Here is a 17269-nt window from a genome sequence, read left to right as displayed (position 1 = left end):
GAAGAGAAAAAAAGAGGGGCGGGAAAACCCCCCCCCCCTACCCCTACCCCCCCCCCCCCACCCCCCCACCCCCCCCCACCCCCCCCACCCCTCCCCCCCCCCCCCCCCCCCCCCCCCCCCCCCGTCCGTGCTCTGCAGGCTTGCTTGGCACGCTCGCTTGGCAGGCGTCGCTCCGGGTAGAGGCGCTCCATGATCAAGCATCGCCGGGTACGCGTCCTCCTCGTCCTCGTCATCTCCTGGGCCGCCCTGACGGGCGTCGAGCGCTGGGGCGGCAACGGAGCGGCATGGACAACCGCCGTCAGGAGCGGGCTGATATGGGCCTGTGTCGTCGCCGGCGCGTGGTGGTTCGCGGAATGGACGCAGTTCCCCCGGCGGCGCGCGAGGACGAGCGCGGGCAGCGACAGCGCGACCGAGAGGGAAGCGACGCGGCGCTGACCCACGCGACGGCCGCGACGGCCCTGTTCGCCGGTGGACGCGGGGCTGGGCCCCTACCCGTGCACTCGGGCTCCCTGGACTCAAGGCCCGGTGCGGTCGGAGCCCTGAACTCAGTGGGAGAGGACGAACGCGGTCAGGAAGCCCAGCACGGTGGTGAGACCGGTCAACAGATGGGCCTTCTCGAAGGCTTCGGGAATCATCGTGTCGGCGATCATCGCCAGGATCGCACCGGCGGCCACCGCCGTGATCGCGGCCATCACCGTCCCGGAGGCGTCCCCGAGCAGGGTGTAGCCGGCCAGCGCCGCCAAGCCGCTCACCACCGCGATCGCCGCCCACAGGCCGAAGACGTACAGACGGCTGCGGCCCGCCCGCTGCATCCCGGCGGCGCTCGCGAGCCCCTCGGGGACATTGCTGATGAAGACCGCCGCGACCGTGGCGACGCCCACATGGCCCCCGCCGAGCAGGCTCGTCCCGATGACGACCGACTCGGGGACTCCGTCCAGGAGCGCGCCGAGGGCGATGGCGTTGCCCGAGCCGGGCTGCTCCTCCTCGGAGGGCTGAGCGGCCCCGGACCGCTTGCGGTGCCGGGCGCCGCGCCGGGCGAGCCACACATTGGCGAGCGAGTAGGCGCCCGCGCCCGCCACCGCGCCCGTGACCGCCGGTACGGCTCCGCCCTGCTCGTGGGCCTCGGCCATCAGGTCGAAGGACACCGCCGAGATCAGTACTCCGCTGCCGAACGCCATGACGAGGGCGATCCATCGCGGGGGCACCCTAAGGAACGATCCGATCGCGGCTCCCAGCAGGAGCGCCGCTCCCGCGAACAGTCCCCACGCTCCCGCAGTCAACGCACCCGCCATGTCCGCCCCTTCACCGTGTTCGGTCGTACGGGGCGAGGCCTACCCCGGGACGCCGCGTTCATCGCGTCCGGGCGCGGGCCGGACCGGTCACGGCTTGTTGGCGATGGCCCCGAGGTACTGGTTGAGGGCTTCCAGCCGCGCGTCGAGGCTCTGGGCGCTCCGCGCCAGGTCCTGCAGTTCCTTCGTCGCGGCCAGTACGGCGAGCGCGATGGCACGCGCCGAGGGATCGCCGACGTCCTGGAGGGACGCCCGTGCTTCCTCGAGCAGGACGGAGGAAAGGGGAGCTTGCGAGTCCATGTCTGTCTCCAGTCGGTGGAGGAAGGAGCGGCGGGGCGGCGCGAGAAGGGGAGAGCGGCCGGGGAGGCGGGACGCCCGGCCGCCGGAGCTTTTCAGGCGGCGCGGCGCCGGTGCCTGCCGTGGGCCGACGCCTCCGGGGCATCGATGGGGGGTTCCCCGGGAGGCGAAGAGCCCGGCACGGCGTGCAGGTGCCTGCGGCGGGGAGCGGGGGCGGGCACGGGGTCGCTTTCCGCCGGTTGCAGTACGCGTTCCTCGAAGCGGGCGAGCGCGAGGACGGCACCGAGCAGAAGCGGCGGTATGAGCAGCGCTGTGAATACCACGGGAGGGTTCCTTAGGCCGGATGTCCTTCGGGAATGTCCTTCTGGGCCCTTCGGCAGAACGGCTTCTCCTTTCGCGCCTACCCCCTCGCGCGAGGAGAAGTCCGGCTTTCCGGATCGGTCCCCCGCGAGGGCCCCGCCGCACGCCCCGTGCCGTCCGGGCCGGCCGGTCGCCCCCGCCCTGTCCACCGAGCGGCCCAGGACCGGTTTCGTCCGCGCGCGACAGGACCGGTTTCGTCCGCGCGTGAGAGGACACCCGCCGGTCATGAACCAGACACCACGTCCTCCCGCCCGGGGCGACCACAAGGACGACGGGCGGCGCACGCCGGAGCCGGGATCCCTCCCGGAGGTGGAGCGAAACGCACCGGACCAGCCCAGCGACATGCCGAAGAAGTCCTGGTGGGCGGTTCTGAAGCGGACTGTGCAGGAGTTCAAGGACGACGAGCTGGCCGACCGGGCGGCCGCTCTGACGTACTACAGCATCCTGTCCCTCTTCCCCGCCCTGCTGGTCCTGGTCTCGATCCTCGGGATCGCGGGCAGGTCCGCCACCGAGACGGTCCTGGACAACCTCCAGAAGCTCACTCCCGGCTCGGCGCGGGACATCGTGTCCGACGCCGTCCGCCAGCTGCAGGGCGGTGCCGGGATCGGGTCCGTACTCGCCGTCGTCGGCCTGATCGCCGCGGTGTGGTCCGCCTCGGGATACATCGCCGCGTTCATCCGTACCTCCAACGCCGTCTACGACATCCCCGAGGGCCGGCCCGTGTGGAAGGTCCTGCCGCTGCGGCTCGCCCTCACCGTAGGGCTGATGATCATGGCGTGCGCCAGCGCCCTGATCGTCGTGTTCACCGGCTCCCTCGCCCGGCGGGCGGGCGACGCGCTGGGCCTCGGGGACACCGCGGTGACAGTGTGGTCGATCGCGAAATGGCCGGTCCTGGTCATCCTCGTCACGATCATGATCGCGCTGCTGTACTGGGCCTCGCCGAACACGAAGGGCCGCGGCTTCCGCTGGGTCACGCTGGGCAGCTTCCTCGCACTGGTGATCTGGATGATCGCCTCCGCGGGCTTCGCGCTCTACGTCGCGAACTTCGGCTCGTACAACAAGACCTACGGCACCCTCGCCGGCGTCATCGTCTTCCTCATCTGGCTCTGGATCACCAACCTCGCCATCCTGCTGGGGCTGGAGTTCGATGCCGAGATGAGCCGGGAACGCGCCATCGTGGGCGGTCTGCCGCCCGACGAGGAGCCCTATGTCGAGCCGCGGGACACCCGCGAGTGGAGTGAGGAAGAGAAGCGGCGTGCTGAGTGATCGTTCCGGGCTCCCGGGCGGCAGTGAGCGCCCCCACGGTGATGACGCGACATGGCCGGCGAGTGTGATGGACCGCTTGCACGGCATCGACACGGCCCTGACCTGCGCGGCTGCCTCCTGGGACGGGACGCTTGCCCGCCGGGTGCTGCCCGCGGTCGAGGAGTCCGCCGAGCACACGAAACTGTGGTGGGGCGCCGCCGCGCTCCTGGCTGCCGGCGGCGGTCGGCGGGGGCGCCGGGCCGCGGTGACGGGGCTCGCGGGCATGTGGCTCGGGCAGGCCGTCGGCGGCGCCGCGAAGCACCTGTGGGACCGGCCACGCCCGCCGAAGGAACTCATCCCTCACGCCGAGGTGAACGACCGGCCGGACAGCTCCTCCTTCCCCTCGGGTCACACGGTCGCCGCCGTGGCCTTCACCGCCTCGGTCGCGGTGGTGTGGCCGCTCGCGGGTGCTGCCTGCGCGGTGCCGGCCGTGGCGGTGTCGCTCCAGCGCGTCCACAGCGGAGCGCACTATCCCAGCGATGTCGCCGCGGGCGCGGTCATAGGACTGGCCGGCGCCGGCCTCGCGCACCGCGCGTCGGCCGTGGCCGCGGCACGTGTGGCCGGGGCACGTGTGGCCGGGGCACGTGTGGCCGGGGGGAAGTGGGGCAGGCGCCTCGCAGCGGTGATGCGTCCGAGGTGAGCGTTCCGGAGGTCAGGCGTACATGCCGATGAGCAGGACCGAGCGACTACGGCGGGCGAGGGCGGGGATCCGTGGGATCGCCGCTCACATCGGGAGGGGCGTCACGTCATCGGGCGCGGAGCGGGACGATCTGCTCCTTCAGGCGAAGACCGTGGTGGCGGCGATGGTCGCCTGGATGCTGGCGCACCGCTTCCTGGCGCCGACGGTGACGACCTTCGCCCCCTTCACCGCCATCGTCGCGCTGCAGGCGACGCTGTACCGGTCGGTGCGCGAATGCGTCCGGTATCTGGGTGCCATGCTGATCGGTGCGACGCTCGCGGCCGTCCTGGCGGCGGCCGCCGGAATCCATGCCTGGTCCTTCGGGCTGCTCACGCTCGCCGCCGTGGCCGCCGGGCGCGTCAGGCACCGCGGTTCCGAGGGGCTTCAGGTCGCGGTCGTGGCGTTCTTCGCCTTCTCGGCCTTCTCCGCCGGTCACGGCCGGCTCGCCTACATCGGACACCTGACCGGCTCGGTGACCCTGGGTGCTCTCTGCGGTCTCGCCGCCCACACGATCCTCGCCCCCGCCCGGCACGTACATCACCGTCAGCAAGCGGTCGACGGGCTCTACCTGCGTATGCGGGACGTCCTCACCGACCTCGCCCACGCCGTCGAGGACGGCACCACGCCGAGCAGCGAGCACGTCGGCCGGTGGCGCCGCGACTGCGAGGACCTGGTCGGCGAGGCGCAGGGTGTGCAGACGGCGATCGGGGAGGAGTGGGAGAACAACCGCCTCCACCCGCGCAGCGACCGCCTCGCCGCCAAGGAGGCTCTGGGCCGCGCCCGTACCGCGGGCAGGGCGGCCGGCCGCGGTCTCGTCCACCTCTGTTCGATGACGCGCAGCCTCTCCCACGCCGTCGACGGCGGTGAATTCGACCGGCTTCCCGATGACTTCCTCGCCGGCTACGCGGCGCTTCTGCGCACCCTCGCCACCGCCCTGGAGAGGATCGGGCAGACCTCCGGGACCGATTCCGCCGATGTGGACGCGGTCCTGGAGGAGGGACGGGCCCTGCACCGCGCTCTCGAGGACTCCATCGAGCGGACCCCTGCCGTACCGGCTCCGGTGCACACCCTGCGCGGCACGCTGCTCACCGATGCGGCCCGTCTGCTCCACGAGCTGCGCCTGTCCCTCCCGGAGCCCGCGCGCGTAACGGGGCCCGGAACGGGCCGGGTTGGGCCGCGCGCGTAACGGGGCCCGGAACGGACCGGGTTGGGCCGCGCGCGTAACGGGGTCCGGAACGGACCGGGTTGGGCCGCGCCGGGCCGCGACCGGCAGGGCCTACTCGGGCCGCAGGGACCGCCAGATCCGGTCGGGCAGGATCCGCGCGGCCTGCGCGAGGTCGACGTCGTACGTACTGGACAGCCAGCGGCGGGCCGTCTCGGCCACCGGTCCGATCACCAGGGCCTCGATCAGGGGCACGGGAGTGGGCAGGATCTCGCCGGCCTCCATCCTCGGCCCCATCCACGCCACGATGTCCCCCAGCATGTCGGCCTTGGCGGCGCGGATCCGGTCGGCGTGAGCGGCGAGAAAACCGGAGTAGGCGGAGGCGTGGATGAAGAGCGCGGCGTCGGGGCGCTCCTGGGTGAAGCGCAGGTAGGCCCTGACGAGCGCGGCGACGCCGGTACGTGCGGTGCGGCTACGGGTCACGGCAGCGGTCAGCTCGTCGAACAACTCCCCCATGCACCTGATGTAGAGGCCGGCGGCGAGACCGTCGAAGCTGCCGAAATGGTGGTAGAGGCTGCCGAGGCTGACACCACTGGCCTCGGTGACCGCGTTCACCGTGAACCCCTGCCGGCCCGAGGAGGCGTACACCTCGAGGGCGGCCGTGAGAAGGCGTTCGACGGTGGCCTCGCCACGCTGCTGCTTAGGAGACACGGCTCGGTCCCGTTGACGTCATGCCGGACAGACTAGTGGACCGGAATTAGAGGGAATTACTAGAAGCCTGTCTTGGGTACGGTACCTCTCCGGACGGCTGCCGTGGGCGGGCATCCGGCCAAGGTGCGGTCACGGCATGTCTGAAGTCCGGTTGACCACGCCCTCCTTCCGCACGCGCAGGTCTACGCCCAGTGCGACCGCCTCCTGGAAGCCGGGCTGTTGTCCGGGGTCCGGCAGGCCGGGGGGCGCAACCGGCGTCTGATGAAGCTCACCGCGACCGGCCGCGGAAGCCCTCCGGGCCTGGCCTGGATCCCCCTGTCCTTCAATGGATCACGGCACCGAGGGCCGCGCCTGCTGGTCTCTTTCCTCGTCCCGTACGCCGTTACCTGCGCCGTCCTGCACGTCCGCGCCCGGCGGGGCGCGGGCCGGCCACGCGAGGAGTGGCACCTGCACCTGGCGGCCCTGTGCCTGGCGCCGGTGATGTTCGGTGGCGTCGGCGTTCGTGTGCGAGCAGGTCGCGGGCGTCGACTCACTGACAGCGCTGATCGCGGGCGTGGGCATCGGTTGCGGCTCCGGCGGACGCCGTGCGGGTCCTCCGACCACCGGCCCGGCGGTGTCCGGAGAGACGGCAAGCGGTCCTCAACCCCGTGACGTCACACAGAGGTTTGGACGGGACGGACGATCCATCAGGTCATTTGTCCCGGACTATTGACTCCGATTCCGGCAGTCACGATTCTCATCACCATCGTTCGCGCGGGACATGACAAGCCAGAGCCATGTCTCCGGACGGTCCCGTTCCCCGACCGCGCCATCCGCTGACCGAAGACGTGAGTGATGACCATGACTCGACACCCCCACCGCAGGCCCGGGCGCAGCCCTGTCGCGCTGCTGTCGTTGCTCCTCGCCGTGCTGGCCACGGTGCTCGGTCCCGTGCCCAGCTCCTCGGCCGACCCGGGCTGGTGGACCCCCACCGCCCGGCCCTCACCCGACTCCGAGATCAACGTCTCGGGCGAGCCCTTCAAGGGGACCGACTCCCAGGGACGGGTACGGGGATTCGTCGACGCGCACAACCATCTGATGTCCAACGAGGCCTTCGGCGGCCGGCTCATCTGCGGCAAGGCGTTCTCCGCGCAGGGAATCGCCGACGCGCTCAAGGACTGCCCCGAGCACTACCCCGACGGCTCGCTCGCGATCTTCGACTTCATCACCAAGGGCGGCGACGGCAAGCACGACCCCAACGGCTGGCCGACGTTCAAGGACTGGCCCGCCCATGACTCGCTGACCCACCAGCAGAACTACTACGCCTGGGTCGAACGGGCCTGGCGCGGCGGCCAGCGGGTGCTCGTCAACGACCTGGTCACCAATGGGGTGATCTGCTCGGTCTACTTCTTCAAGGACCGCAGCTGCGACGAGATGACCTCCATCCGGCTGCAGGCGCAGAAGACGTACGAGATGCAGGCCTTCATCGACACGATGTACGGCGGCCCGGGCAAGGGCTGGTTCCGGATCGTCACCGACTCCTCGCAGGCCCGCGACGTCATCCAGCAGGGCAAGCTGGCCGTGATCCTGGGGGTCGAGACCTCCGAGCCGTTCGGCTGCAAGCAGATCCTCGACGTCGCGCAGTGCGGCAAGGACGACATCGACCGCGGCCTGGACGAGCTGCACAGGTTGGGCGTACGCAGCATGTTCCTGTGCCACAAGTTCGACAACGCCCTGTGCGGGGTCCGTTTCGACGAGGGCACCCTCGGCACGGCGATCAACGTCGGCCAGTTCCTGTCGACCGGCACCTTCTGGAAGACCGAGAAGTGCGCCGGCCCGCAGCACGACAACCCCATCGGCCTCGCCCCGGCGGCCGAGGCGGAGAAGAAGCTTCCGCCGGGCGTAGGGGTCCCGTCGTACGCCGCGGACGCGCGGTGCAACACCCGCGGTCTCACCGAGCTCGGCGAGTACGCCGTGCGGGGCATGATGAAGCGCAAGATGATGCTGGAGATCGACCACATGGGTGTGAAGGCCGCGGGCCGGGCCCTCGACATCCTCGAGTCCGAGTCGTACCCCGGCGTGATCTCCTCGCACAGCTGGATGGACCTGAACTGGACCGAGCGGGTCTACCGCCTCGGCGGCTTCATCGCCCAGTACATGCACGGCGCGGAGGGGTTCAGCGCGGAGGCGAGTCGCACGAAGGAGCTGCGCGAGAAGTACCACGTCGGCTACGGCTACGGCACCGACATGAACGGCGTCGGCGGCTGGCCGGGCCCGCGCGGCGCGGACACGCCCAACCCGGTGCGGTACCCCTTCCGCAGCGCCGACGGCAGCGCCGTCATCGACAAGCAGACCACGGGTGAGCGCACCTGGGACTTCAACACCGACGGCGCCGCGCACTACGGCATGGTCCCGGACTGGCTGGAGGACATCCGGCTCGTCGGCGGCAAGGACGTCGTGGACGACCTCTTCCGGGGCGCCGAGTCCTACCTCGACACCTGGAAGGCCTCCGAGACCCACAAGGCCGGCGTGAACCTCGCCGCGGGCTCGTCCGCCTCGGCGGCATCGTCGGAGTGGAGCCTGTTCACGAGCTACGCGCCCGACCGGGCCGTCGACGGCAACCCGAACACCCGCTGGGCGAGCGACTGGAGCGACGACCAGTGGCTCCGGCTCGACCTCGGGGCCCCGGGCCTGGTCAAGCGGGTCACCCTCGACTGGGAGCGGGCCTACGGCAAGGCCTACCGCATCGAGCTCTCGAGCGACGGCACGAACTGGCAGACCGTATGGTCCACGACCTCCGGCGACGGCGGTCTGGACACCGCGCAGTTCACCGGGACGTCAGCCCGCCATGTGCGCGTCCACGGGCTGGAGCGCGGCACCCCATGGGGCTACTCCCTCCGCGAGGTGGGCGTCTACAGCAGCTGACGGACGGCGCCCAAGGCGTCCGCGGGGGGCCGGAGCGGGTCAGTTCTCCTGATCCGCTCCGGCCCCGGCCGCGTTCCCGGACAATCTCCCGGACAGCTTCCCCGGGCGCGGCAGGCACGGAACCGAAGGACCGAAAGGAACCACATGGCACGCATGCCGTCGGCCGAGCGGCGCCGGCAGCTGACGGAGGCCGCCATCCGCGCGATGACCCGCGACGGTGTCGCCAGGACGACGACCCGGTCCATCGCCGCCGAGGCGGGCGTCTCGCTGAGCGTCTTCCACTACTGCTTCGACTCCAAGCAGGCGCTGCTCGAGTCGGTCATGGCGACGATCACCGATCACGGCCTGGCAGTGGCGAGGGCGGCGATCCGGCCGAGGGCCACCCTGCGGGAGACGGTCCGGGCGGCCTTCCAGGCGTACTTGGACCATGTGGCCGCGCATCCCGGCGAACACATGCTGACGTACGAGCTGACGCAGTACGCGCTGCGCCGGCCGGGGTCGGAGCACCTCGCGCGCCGGCAGTACGAGCTGTACTCCACCACCTTCAGCGAGCTCATCGAGCAGCTCCGGCAGAGCATGAAGCTCGAATTCAGCGTGCCCGTCCCCGTCCTGGCCCGCTATCTGGCGGCGATGACGGACGGGGTGACGCTGAATCTCCTCGTCCTCGGCGACGACACGGCCACGGCGCACATCCTCGACATGATCGCCGACCATGTCACCGGTCTCGTCCTCGACGAGGCGACAGCACAGGCCCCGCCGTACTCGCCGACCGCTACGACGCGCTGACCCCGCTGCGCGCCAGCGCGAAAACCCCGAAGACGATCAGGCCGACCCCCGCCAGCTGGGGCAGCAGCCACCATCCCGCCCGTACGTGCTCCTCGTACAGCAGGACGCCCAGGATCAGGCTGACCGTCGCGTCACCGAGGGTCAGCGCCGGCTGCGAGGCGACCAGCGGTCCGCCCTGCACGGCGTGCTCGAGCAGCAGGAGGGCGCCGACGCCGGTCGCGCAGAAGGCGTACGTCTGCCAGCTCGTCAGGAAGGCGCTGAGACCCCCCTCGTCCAGGATGTGCATGGAGGTCTTCATCAGGGCCGCCGTCAGTGCGTAACAGATCGCCGTGCCGGCCCCGAGACACCCGGCGCGGCCACGGCCCACAGGCCGGCGCAGTCCGGCCACCGCCAGCGCCACCACCGCGGCACCTCCCACCGCGAGCGTCGGAAGCCAGCGGTCCAGAGGCACGTGCGTACGGTTCCCGACGGGCGAGGCGGCCGCGAGAGCCACCCCGAGACCGGCCACCACTCCCGCCACGGCGAGCCACAGCGCCCCGGGCAGCCGCTCGCGCGCGAGCAGCGAGGCGATCAGCAGGGCGAGCGGCAGCTCGAGGACGAACAGCGGCTGAACGAGCGCCAGGGGACCGGTCGCCAGGGCCGCGGCCTGCCCGACCCCGGCGGCGATCACCGCGAGGATGCCCGCCAGCCACAGCGGGCGCTTCAGCAGGTCGAGGATCAGTCCGGGCCGGAACGAGTCGGACTGACGGACGGTGAGGGCGGCGCGGCGCTGCAGCACCGTGGCGAGCGCGTTGCTGAAGGCGGCGAACAACGAGAACAGGACCGGCAGGACGACGCTCATCTCCCGATACTCGACCGCCCGGGCGGACGCCCGCGCGACGACACGGCCCACGCGGGGGGTTCGCCCGGCGTTCGCCCGTCCGGACCCCGGTCGGGCGAATGCCGGGCCTGGGGCGTGACCCGGCCGGCCCCCGGTGGTACCTCGAGGGCCATGCAGCCAGGCACACCGCCGCCGGTGTCTCCCCTCCTTCGCACGGCCGCCGCCTACGCATGGCGCCTGCTGGCCGTCGGAGCGGTCGTGTACGCCGTCTTCGCCGTGCTCGGTCGCTTCCACGAGATCGGCGTCGCCGTCTTCCTCGGCCTGGTGATCACCGCGCTGCTGCGTCCGGTCGCCGACCTCGTCGCGCGGGGGCTCCCCCGCGCCGCGGCGGTCGCCCTCACCCTCCTCGTCGGCATCGCGCTCGTCCTCGGCGTTCTCACGCTCGTCGGTGAGGCGGTGGCCGGTGAGCGGACGACGCTGATGAACGAGTTCCGGGAAGGCGTGGACCGCATCGAGCACTGGCTGGAACAGCCTCCGTTCCGGCTGAACCCCCAGGCGCTCTCCGATGTCGAGGGCAAGATCGGGCAGTTCCTGTCGAGCCACCGCTCCGCGCTGGTCAGCACGGCGCTGAGCGGTGCGCACCGGCTGGTGGCGGTGCTCACCACGCTGGCCCTGGCGCTGTTCAGTTCGGTGTTCTTCATCCACTCGGGTGACCGTCAGTGGGCCTGGTTCGAGGAGCAGTTGCCTCGGTCCGTGCGCGGGCGCGTGCGGACCGGCGGACGTGCGGCCTGGCGGACCTTCACCGGCTACACGCACGGCATCGTGGTGGTGGCCGCGACGAACGCGGTGCTCGTCGGCCTCGCGCTCTGGCTCCTCGGGGTCCCTCTGGCGGTCCCGCTGGCGCTGCTGGAGTTCCTGGCCGCCTTCGTCCCGCTGATCGGCTCGCCGATCGCGCTCGCGGTCGCGGCCGTCGTCGCGCTGGCGTCGAAGGGTCCTCTGGTGGCGGCCGTTGTGATCGCCCTGATCGTGGTCATCGGGCAGATCGAGGGACATCTGCTGCACCCGCTCGTCATGAGCTGGGCCGTCCGGCTGCACCCCCTGGTGGTGGCGATCTCGGTGATCGGCGGGGCGATCGCGGCAGGCATCGTGGGGGCCGTGGTGGCCGTACCGCTGGTGTCGGTGATCTGGTCGGTCCGCACGGCGCTGCGGGAGGCACGCACGACGGCCGCCTGACCCGCCCGCCCTCCGCCCCCGGTTCACGCGGCCCCGCTTCCCGTCTCGCGTCCGTCGCCCGAGGGGCGCAGCGGGCTGCTGGGGAACGGCGCGAGGGACTTCAGGAGTCGTGTCCCTCCTGCTCCGTGATGCCGAGAACCGCGAGGAAGGCGGTCGCCGCCGGCGTGCGGCTGAAGCGGCTCCAGATGACGTACTCGACGCGGGCCGGCGCGTCGGTGACCTCGACGGTGATGACGCCGGTGAGCTGGGGCACGTAGGCGGCGGGGAGCATGGCCACGCACAGGCCCGGCCCGACGAGGCGGGCGATGAAGTCCGCGGTGGTCACTTCGAAGGCGACGTCGCGGCCGAGGCCGGCGGCCGCGAAGGCCTGGTCGGACTGGGCCCGTCCGGCCGTCCCGGCCGGAAGGTCCACGAACACCTCGGAGGAGAGCCGGCGCAGGCTGACCGCCGGTTCGCCGGCGAGTGGATGGTCCGGCGCGACCACGGCGACGAGCCGGTCACGGGCGAGTTCGTGGGCGGTGACACCCTGCGGCCGCGCAGTGGTCGGCAGCCCGAGGAAAGCCACGTCGAGGGTTCCTTGTCCGACCTGCTCGACGAGGTCGTCGCTCGCGCCCACCCGCAGGCTGATGCGCACGTGCGGATACCGCCGGCGGAAGTCACGCAGCGCACTCGGGATGTCGACCGCGGCCACGGTGGGGATCAGGCCCACGGCGAGCCGCCCGCGCACCTCTCCGACAGCCGCGGCGACCTCGGCGGCCGCGCGCTCGGCGGCGTCCAGACACTGGCGGGCGGCCGGGAGGAACGCTTCACCGGCCGGCGTCAGCCGTACGCGGCGACTGGTGCGCTCGAAGAGCCTCGCGCCGAGTTCCCTTTCCAGGCGGGCGATTTGGTGACTGAGGGCGGACTGGACGACCAGGCAGCGTTCGGCGGCCCGGGTGAAGCTGTTCGTCTCGGCGACGGCGACGACGTAACGCATCTGCTGGAGTTCCACGGATCCATCTTGTTTCGAGATCGGTGGGCTGACAAACATGTATTGGACTCATGGATCGCCCGGCGCTGAGACTGCGGGTATGACAAGTCCAGTAGCACCAAAGGGATGTGACGGAACCAGCGGAGGTGCTCCCCGGGGGAGTCCGCCGCGTGCCGCCCTGACTGCGCTCGCTCCCCTGGCCTGGGGCACCACCTATGTCGTCACCACCGAGCTTCTCCCGCAGGGGCACCCCCTGTTCGCGGGTCTCCTGCGCGCGTTGCCCGCCGGCCTGATCGCGCTGGCGCTCACCCGGACGCTGCCGCGCGGAGCGTGGTGGGGAAAAGCCGCAGTGCTCGGCGTGCTCAACATCGGACTGCTCTTCCCGCTGCTGTTCATCGCGGCCGAACGCCTGCCGGGCGGCGTCGCCGCGACCTTGGCGGCGGCCCAGCCCCTCTTCGTCGCCCTCCTGGCCGCGACGGTCCTCCACGAGAGCCCGTCCGCCTGGCACCTGCTGTGGGGTACGGCGGGGATCGTCGGCGTCGGCCTGGTCGTGATAGGGCCGAACGCGGCACTCGACACCGTCGGGATCGTGGCGGGCCTCGGCGGCGCGGCGGCGATGGCGCTCGGCGTGACCCTCACCAAACGCTGGGGACGGCCCGCCGGGGTCGGTCCCACCGCTTTCGCGGGCTGGCAACTCACCGCGGGGGGCCTGTTCCTGGTGCCCCTCACCTTCCTCGTCGAGGGACCCCCTCCCACGATCGGTCCGGCCGCCGCCCTGGGCTACCTCTGGCTGGGTCTGATCGGCGGTCTGCTCGCCTACGTCCTGTGGATCCGCGGCATCACCGCGTTGCCGGTCAACTCCGTCGCGGTTCTCGTCCTGCTCTCTCCGCTGGTCGCCGCCCTTCTCGGCGCCGTCCTGCTCGGCCAGACACTCGGCCCGGTCCAACTCGCCGGATTCGGGCTCTCCCTCGCCGCGATCGGCGCGGGACAGCTTCCCCCGCCCACCCGCTCGCGGAACGCCCGTTCAACACCCGCACCCGAAAGGACACCCCGATGAAGATCGCCGTCGTCGGAGCCGCAGGAATGGTCGGCTCGCGCGTCGTCATCGAAGCCGCGAGCCGGGGCCATGCCCTGATCGCGGTCTTCCGGAAGAACCGGCGGGCCGCCCTGCCGCCGGGAGTGACCGCCGTCGAGGGCGACGCGAACGACCCCGACCGCATGAGCGGACTGTTCCACGGCACCGACGCGATCGTGGCCGCGACGCGTCCCGCCCCCGGGCAGGAAGACACCGTCGTCGGCACCACGACCGCGCTGCTGGACGCGGCCGCGACAGCCGGGACCCGCATACTCGTTGTCGGCGGCGCCGCTCCCCTCCGCATCCCGGGTCATCCGGACCGGCTCGTCGTCGACAGCCCGGAGTACGTACCGCGACAGTGGCGCACCATCGCGGCCGCCAGCGCCGCGCAACTGGACGTCTGCCGAGCACACCCGGCCGACTGGGTCTACCTCAGCCCACCCGCCGTCCTCGAACCCGGACGCCGCACCGGAGAGTACCGACGCGGCACCACCACACTCATCACGAGCGCCGACGGTACGTCCCGTATCTCGGCCGAGGACCTCGCCGTGGCCGTCCTCGACGAACTCGAGAACCCGCGCGGAGACAAGCACTTCACGGTCGGTCACCAGGGCCCGATGAGGACGACACCGCGAAGCGGGACCTGGTGACCGCCGCAACCGGCCCGCGTCGTGCGCCGTGGCGCAGAGGGCCTCCACCCCGCCCCTGCGGACGGCCTGGCGAAAGCTCCTGCCGGGAGGGAAAGTACCGGTGAAAGGTGGCCGGGCCGACTCCAGCGCGCCAGGGCCTACCGCCCTCGGGAAGGCGGGCGATGTAGAAAGTGGCCATGAAGGAAGAGGGGCGCTTGCGCCCGAAGAGCCAGTCGCGGCGCCTGTTCGCACGCCCTTCGCACGCTCACGACGGGTCCGGGGGAGCACGCCACGGCGCCACGTCGGGGCTGCGTTCCCTGCTGAACCTGCACAGCGCCGCTGGACAGGTGTTCGCTCTTCAGGTCGTGATCGTGCTGCTCCTGGTCGCGGCCGCTGTGACGGCCCTGGTCGTCCAGGCCAATCGTGGCAGCGAACGCCAGGCCGAGCGGCTCTCGCTCACCGCGGCCGAGACGTTCGCGAACGCCCCGGGGACGGTCGCGGCGTTGAAGAGCCGGGATCCGACGGCCGTGCTGCAGCCGCGCGCCGAAGCGGCCTGGATGAGGGCGGGCGTCGACTTCATCCTCGTCATGGACACGCAGGGCATTCGCCTCACCTATCCCGATCCGAAGCAGATCGGGAAGAAGTTCGTCGGCACCATCGCCCCGGCGCTGAGAGGCGGAACCGTGGTCGAGCGCGCCGGCGGGCCGCCGCTGCCCGCCGGTGTGGGAACGGCCGTCCAGGCAGTGGTCCCGGTGACGGACACCGACGGCTCGGTCATCGGGCTGGTGTCCGCCGGGATCACCGTGGAGAACGTCGGCGACCTCGTCGAACAGCAGCTGCCGCTCATCCTCGGCGCCGGCGCGGGCGCGCTGGCACTGTCCACCACGGGGACCGCGCTGGTATCCAGGCGGCTGCGGCGGCAGACGCACGGACTGGGCCCGGAAGAGATGACGCGGATGTACGAGCACCATGACGCGGTGCTGCACGCGGTCCGGGAAGGTGTGCTGATCACCGACGGCGGCGGGCGGGTGGTGCTGGCCAACGACGAGGCACGACGACTGCTCCGCCTGCCGGAGGACCCGGGGCGCAGGCGAGTGGAGGAACTGGGGCTGGACCAGGAGACGGCGCGGCTGCTGGCGTCGGGCGAGCCGGTCACGGATGCCGTCCACCTGGCCGGGGACCGGCTGCTGGCAGTGAACAAACGGCCCACCGCGCCCTACGGCGGCCAGGCCGGCAGTGTGGTGACCCTGCGGGACACCACGGAACTGACGGCGGTCACCGGCCGTGCGGAGGTGGCGCGGCAGCGGCTCAATCTCCTGTACGACGCGGGGATGCGCATCGGGGCCACGCTGGACGTGACGCGCACCGCCGAGGAACTGGCGGAGGTGTCCGTCCCCCGCTTCGCCGACGTCGTCACGGTGGAGCTGCTGGACCCGGTCCTGCGCGGGGAGGAGCCGCAGGAGCCGAGCACCGAGATGCGGCGCACCGCGGCCGCCGGACTGGAAGGGGACCATTCCCTCTATCCCGTCGGTGAGCTGATCCGGTACGTTCCCACCCATCCGGTCGCCGCCGCGGTCGTCGGCGGCCGAGCCGTTCTGGAAGCGGACCTGCGTACCTCGGACGGCTGGCGGTCGCAGGATCCCGAGCGCGCGCGGCGAGTCCTGGACCACGGCATCCACTCCCTCCTCGTGGTCCCGATGCGGGCGCGCGGCATGCTCCTCGGAGTGGCGAATTTCTGGCGGGCGAACGCCTCCGCGCCCTTCGAAGAGGACGACAGGTCCTTCGCCGAGGAGCTGGCCGCCCGGGCGGCGGTCGCGATCGACAACGCCCGCCGCTACACCCGCGAACACGCCATGGCCGTCACCCTGCAGCGCAGCCTCCTTCCCCGGCGCCTGCCCGAGCAGAACGCCCTTGAACTGGCCTACCGCTACCTGCCGGCCCGGGAGGGCGTGGGCGGCGACTGGTTCGACGTCATCCCGCTGTCCGGCGCCCGCGTGGCGCTGGTGGTCGGCGACGTCGTCGGCCACGGTCTGCACGCCGCGGCGACCATGGGCCGGCTCCGCACCGCGGTCCACAACTTCTCCACCCTGGATCTGCCTCCCGACGAGCTGCTGACCCTTCTTGACGAACTGGTGGCGCACATCGACGCCGACGAGGCCGCGGACCAGGAACAGGAAGGGCAGGAGATCACCGGCGCCACCTGTCTGTACGCCATCTACGATCCGGTCTCCGGGCAGGTGGCTGCCGCGACCGCCGGCCACCTCGGGCCGGCGCTCGTCCACCCCGACGGAACCGTGACCTTCCCCGAGCTGCCGGTTTCCCCGCCCCTGGGCCTCGGTGCCGGCCTGCCCTTCGAAACCGCTGAGCTCTTGCTGCCCGAGGGCTCCCGACTGGTGCTCTACACCGACGGGCTGGTCGAGGGCCGCACCCGCGACCTGGATGCCGGCATGGAGGCCCTGCGCGAGGCCTTGGCCGGACGCGGCCGCACGGCGGAAGAGACCTGCGCGGCGGTGATCGAGGCCATGCTGCCCGCCCGGCCGAGCGACGACATCGCGCTGCTGGTGGCCGACACCCGGCGGCTGGATCCCTCGAAGGTCGCCGAATGGGCCGTGCCGCGCGATCCGGCGGCGGTGGCCCGTATCCGTGCCGCCTGCGCCCGCCGCCTGGCGGAGTGGGGACTGGAAGAGATCGGCTTCGCCACCGAACTCGTCCTCAGCGAGCTGATCACCAACAGCATCCGCTACGGCGCCGAGCCCATCACCGTCCGGCTGCTGCACGACGGCGCCCTCATCTGCGAGGTCTCCGACGGCAGCAGCACCTCACCCCGTCTGCGCCGGGCCAAGACCACCGACGAGGGTGGCCGCGGCCTGTTCCTCGTGGCCCAGTACGCCGAGCGCTGGGGCACCCGCCACACCCCCACCGGCAAGGTCATCTGGACCGAACAATCCCTGCGTGGCGGGGCGGTTGAACCCAGTGGCGACCTCGGCGACATCCTGCTGGACCAGTGGGACGACGAAGCTCTCTGACGGTAGTGCCTCCGGGTCGGCGA

General features: G+C 71.7%; 17 protein-coding genes. 10 read left to right on the top strand and 7 right to left on the bottom strand.

Features of this window, described 5'->3' with window-relative positions; genetic code table 11:
* Positions 1 to 189 precede the first annotated feature (189 nt).
* A complete protein-coding gene (locus ACZ5VC_RS23510; protein ID WP_469121994.1) occupies positions 190 to 435 on the top strand; it encodes a hypothetical protein in 246 nt (81 codons plus the stop codon).
* Positions 436 to 545: 110 nt separating this feature from the next.
* Here ACZ5VC_RS23510 and ACZ5VC_RS23505 read toward each other — a convergent pair whose 3' ends face one another.
* The 3 genes from ACZ5VC_RS23505 to ACZ5VC_RS23495 all read right to left on the bottom strand — a co-directional run bounded on the left by ACZ5VC_RS23505 (position 546) and on the right by ACZ5VC_RS23495 (position 1909).
* Positions 546 to 1292, bottom strand: a complete 747-nt coding sequence (locus ACZ5VC_RS23505; protein ID WP_469121993.1) for a ZIP family metal transporter — start codon at positions 1290 to 1292, stop codon at positions 546 to 548.
* 87 nt (positions 1293 to 1379) lie between these two features.
* Positions 1380 to 1589 carry a hypothetical protein gene (locus ACZ5VC_RS23500; RefSeq protein ID WP_468709975.1) on the bottom strand — a complete coding sequence of 70 codons (210 nt, stop codon included), beginning with the start codon at positions 1587 to 1589 and terminating at the stop codon, positions 1380 to 1382.
* Positions 1590 to 1681: 92 nt separating this feature from the next.
* Complete coding sequence (locus ACZ5VC_RS23495; protein ID WP_469121992.1) at positions 1682 to 1909, bottom strand: hypothetical protein; 228 nt, start codon at positions 1907 to 1909, stop codon at positions 1682 to 1684.
* A gap of 262 nt (positions 1910 to 2171) precedes the next feature.
* Between ACZ5VC_RS23495 and ACZ5VC_RS23490 the strand changes: the two genes are divergently transcribed.
* From ACZ5VC_RS23490 to ACZ5VC_RS23480, 3 genes are all read left to right on the top strand, one after another.
* Positions 2172 to 3212 (top strand): YihY/virulence factor BrkB family protein, encoded by a 1041-nt coding sequence (locus tag ACZ5VC_RS23490; protein WP_469121991.1) that lies wholly within the window; start codon positions 2172 to 2174, stop codon positions 3210 to 3212.
* 67 nt (positions 3213 to 3279) lie between these two features.
* Positions 3280 to 3891, top strand: a complete 612-nt coding sequence (locus ACZ5VC_RS23485; RefSeq protein ID WP_469121990.1) for a phosphatase PAP2 family protein — start codon at positions 3280 to 3282, stop codon at positions 3889 to 3891.
* A gap of 22 nt (positions 3892 to 3913) precedes the next feature.
* A complete protein-coding gene (locus ACZ5VC_RS23480) occupies positions 3914 to 5116 on the top strand; it encodes an aromatic acid exporter family protein (RefSeq protein WP_469121989.1) in 1203 nt (400 codons plus the stop codon).
* A 90-nt stretch (positions 5117 to 5206) separates the two neighbouring features.
* Here the strand turns inward: ACZ5VC_RS23480 and ACZ5VC_RS23475 are convergent, their stop codons facing one another.
* The gene (locus ACZ5VC_RS23475) at positions 5207 to 5803 is read right to left on the bottom strand and encodes a TetR/AcrR family transcriptional regulator (RefSeq protein ID WP_469121988.1); all 597 of its coding nucleotides are present in this window, start codon (positions 5801 to 5803) and stop codon (positions 5207 to 5209) included.
* A gap of 330 nt (positions 5804 to 6133) precedes the next feature.
* Positions 6134 to 6364: a hypothetical protein gene (locus ACZ5VC_RS23470; protein ID WP_469121987.1), complete on the bottom strand. Its 231-nt coding sequence runs from the start codon at positions 6362 to 6364 to the stop codon at positions 6134 to 6136.
* A gap of 279 nt (positions 6365 to 6643) precedes the next feature.
* Between ACZ5VC_RS23470 and ACZ5VC_RS23465 the strand changes: the two genes are divergently transcribed.
* Positions 6644 to 8707, top strand: coding sequence for a galactose-binding domain-containing protein (locus ACZ5VC_RS23465; RefSeq protein ID WP_469121986.1), 2064 nt, complete (start codon positions 6644 to 6646; stop codon positions 8705 to 8707).
* Positions 8708 to 8851: 144 nt separating this feature from the next.
* Complete coding sequence (locus tag ACZ5VC_RS23460) at positions 8852 to 9493, top strand: TetR/AcrR family transcriptional regulator (RefSeq protein WP_469121985.1); 642 nt, start codon at positions 8852 to 8854, stop codon at positions 9491 to 9493.
* Here the strand turns inward: ACZ5VC_RS23460 and ACZ5VC_RS23455 are convergent.
* Positions 9480 to 10334 carry a DMT family transporter gene (locus ACZ5VC_RS23455; RefSeq protein WP_469121984.1) on the bottom strand — a complete coding sequence of 285 codons (855 nt, stop codon included), beginning with the start codon at positions 10332 to 10334 and terminating at the stop codon, positions 9480 to 9482. The two genes, ACZ5VC_RS23460 and ACZ5VC_RS23455, sit on opposite strands and share 14 nt — an antisense overlap.
* A gap of 150 nt (positions 10335 to 10484) precedes the next feature.
* Between ACZ5VC_RS23455 and ACZ5VC_RS23450 the strand changes: the two genes are divergently transcribed.
* On the top strand, positions 10485 to 11546 hold the full coding sequence (locus ACZ5VC_RS23450; RefSeq protein WP_469121983.1) for an AI-2E family transporter: 1062 nt from the start codon (positions 10485 to 10487) through the stop codon (positions 11544 to 11546).
* A gap of 100 nt (positions 11547 to 11646) precedes the next feature.
* Here ACZ5VC_RS23450 and ACZ5VC_RS23445 read toward each other — a convergent pair whose 3' ends face one another.
* Positions 11647 to 12537: a LysR family transcriptional regulator gene (locus ACZ5VC_RS23445; RefSeq protein ID WP_469121982.1), complete on the bottom strand. Its 891-nt coding sequence runs from the start codon at positions 12535 to 12537 to the stop codon at positions 11647 to 11649.
* A 79-nt stretch (positions 12538 to 12616) separates the two neighbouring features.
* Between ACZ5VC_RS23445 and ACZ5VC_RS23440 the strand changes: the two genes are divergently transcribed.
* The 3 genes from ACZ5VC_RS23440 to ACZ5VC_RS23430 all read left to right on the top strand — a co-directional run bounded on the left by ACZ5VC_RS23440 (position 12617) and on the right by ACZ5VC_RS23430 (position 17246).
* Positions 12617 to 13573: an EamA family transporter gene (locus ACZ5VC_RS23440; RefSeq protein ID WP_469121981.1), complete on the top strand. Its 957-nt coding sequence runs from the start codon at positions 12617 to 12619 to the stop codon at positions 13571 to 13573.
* Positions 13570 to 14241 carry an NAD(P)-dependent oxidoreductase gene (locus tag ACZ5VC_RS23435; RefSeq protein WP_469121980.1) on the top strand — a complete coding sequence of 224 codons (672 nt, stop codon included), beginning with the start codon at positions 13570 to 13572 and terminating at the stop codon, positions 14239 to 14241. Before ACZ5VC_RS23440 ends, ACZ5VC_RS23435 begins: the two co-directional genes overlap by 4 nt.
* A gap of 176 nt (positions 14242 to 14417) precedes the next feature.
* Positions 14418 to 17246: a SpoIIE family protein phosphatase gene (locus ACZ5VC_RS23430; protein ID WP_469121979.1), complete on the top strand. Its 2829-nt coding sequence runs from the start codon at positions 14418 to 14420 to the stop codon at positions 17244 to 17246.
* Positions 17247 to 17269: the final 23 nt, after the last annotated feature.

The sequence above is a fragment of the Streptomyces sp. NPDC033174 genome, assembly GCF_055577795.1.
The sequence above is the reverse complement of the archived record's forward strand: the minus strand, read 5'-3'. Positions and strand labels throughout refer to the sequence as shown.

Excerpts from the sequence above, each read along its gene's own strand:
- ACZ5VC_RS23510 (WP_469121994.1), top strand. The coding sequence starts at position 190 with ATGATCAAGCATCGCCGGGTACGCGTCCTCCTCGTCCTCGTCATCTCC.
- ACZ5VC_RS23505 (WP_469121993.1), bottom strand. The coding sequence starts at position 1,292 with ATGGCGGGTGCGTTGACTGCGGGAGCGTGGGGACTGTTCGCGGGAGCG.
- ACZ5VC_RS23500 (WP_468709975.1), bottom strand. The coding sequence starts at position 1,589 with ATGGACTCGCAAGCTCCCCTTTCCTCCGTCCTGCTCGAGGAAGCACGG.
- ACZ5VC_RS23490 (WP_469121991.1), top strand. The coding sequence starts at position 2,172 with ATGAACCAGACACCACGTCCTCCCGCCCGGGGCGACCACAAGGACGAC.
- ACZ5VC_RS23485 (WP_469121990.1), top strand. The coding sequence starts at position 3,280 with ATGGACCGCTTGCACGGCATCGACACGGCCCTGACCTGCGCGGCTGCC.
- ACZ5VC_RS23480 (WP_469121989.1), top strand. The coding sequence starts at position 3,914 with ATGCCGATGAGCAGGACCGAGCGACTACGGCGGGCGAGGGCGGGGATC.
- ACZ5VC_RS23470 (WP_469121987.1), bottom strand. The coding sequence starts at position 6,364 with ATGCCCACGCCCGCGATCAGCGCTGTCAGTGAGTCGACGCCCGCGACC.
- ACZ5VC_RS23465 (WP_469121986.1), top strand. The coding sequence starts at position 6,644 with ATGACTCGACACCCCCACCGCAGGCCCGGGCGCAGCCCTGTCGCGCTG.
- ACZ5VC_RS23460 (WP_469121985.1), top strand. The coding sequence starts at position 8,852 with ATGGCACGCATGCCGTCGGCCGAGCGGCGCCGGCAGCTGACGGAGGCC.
- ACZ5VC_RS23455 (WP_469121984.1), bottom strand. The coding sequence starts at position 10,334 with ATGAGCGTCGTCCTGCCGGTCCTGTTCTCGTTGTTCGCCGCCTTCAGC.
- ACZ5VC_RS23450 (WP_469121983.1), top strand. The coding sequence starts at position 10,485 with ATGCAGCCAGGCACACCGCCGCCGGTGTCTCCCCTCCTTCGCACGGCC.
- ACZ5VC_RS23440 (WP_469121981.1), top strand. The coding sequence starts at position 12,617 with ATGACAAGTCCAGTAGCACCAAAGGGATGTGACGGAACCAGCGGAGGT.
- ACZ5VC_RS23435 (WP_469121980.1), top strand. The coding sequence starts at position 13,570 with ATGAAGATCGCCGTCGTCGGAGCCGCAGGAATGGTCGGCTCGCGCGTC.
- ACZ5VC_RS23430 (WP_469121979.1), top strand. The coding sequence starts at position 14,418 with ATGAAGGAAGAGGGGCGCTTGCGCCCGAAGAGCCAGTCGCGGCGCCTG.